This is a genomic window from Vreelandella hamiltonii, from assembly GCF_014651795.1.
GTDB lineage: Bacteria > Pseudomonadota > Gammaproteobacteria > Pseudomonadales > Halomonadaceae > Vreelandella > Vreelandella hamiltonii.
Map to the genome: position 1 here is coordinate 1 of NZ_BMXO01000035.1, position 837 is coordinate 837.

Annotated in this window: 1 protein-coding gene; it reads right to left on the bottom strand. The window is 56.8% G+C overall.

Annotated features, from left to right (window positions below):
- Positions 1 to 17: 17 nt before the first annotated feature.
- Positions 18 to 769 (bottom strand): IS5 family transposase gene (locus IE061_RS17895; RefSeq protein ID WP_371317400.1). Its coding sequence is split into 2 segments (ribosomal slippage): positions 18 to 443 and positions 446 to 769, totalling 750 coding nucleotides; the frame shifts between segments, so codons are not numbered across the junction.
- Between the last annotated feature and the right edge of the window lie 68 nt (positions 770 to 837).

Here is an 837-nt window from a genome sequence, read left to right on the forward strand (position 1 = left end):
CTAGGGAGCGTTAACAATTAGGCCAGCCATATGACGGCGGATACAAGGTTGAGTAGCGACTGGTAGTTTCTCGCCAGTCGCTCATAGCGTGTTGCCAGCCGCCTGAACTGCTTGATTTTCTGGAAGAACCTTTCTACCAGGTTGCGATCCTTGTAACAGTGCCAATCTATCTCGGGGCATTCCAAGCGATTCTTTCTCGGCGGAATCACCGGCTCGGCGCCCACCGCTCGAATGATGTCCCTCAAAGCGGTGGAATCATACCCCTTGTCGCCAAGCACCGCCGCTGGAGAAAAGCCCGCCAGTAACGCTGGGGCGGCTCCGTACTCAGACGCTTGGCCCGGTGTGAGGATTAGCCGTACCGGGTTGCCGAGGGCATCGACCGCCGCGTGGATCTTGGTGCTCAATCCCCCACGCGATTTCCCCATGGCTTCGGTGCTCTGAGCCGTTTTTTTGCCGCCCCATGCTGATGAACTTTGACGATACTGCCATCTATCATCAGCTGCTCCATGTCGGGATCATCGGCTAATGTGTCGATAACCTGCTGCCAGACCCCCTTCTTAGACCACCGGTTATAGCGCATGTAGACAGTGTGCCAGCGACCGAAGGCGTCGGGCAGATCACGCCAGGGAGCGCCTGTCCGGGCGATCCACAGGACGGCTTCCACGAACAAGCGATTGTCCTTGGCCGTCACCCCGCGATCTGAAGCTTTGCCGGGGAGCATGTGCTCGATGCGCTCCCATTGGTCATCACGTAGCATTAGCCGAGGCATAGATCACCGAAAAATGCTGATATTCTAAATCAGCCCGATCTCCATCAGCAATTGTTAACGCACCCTAG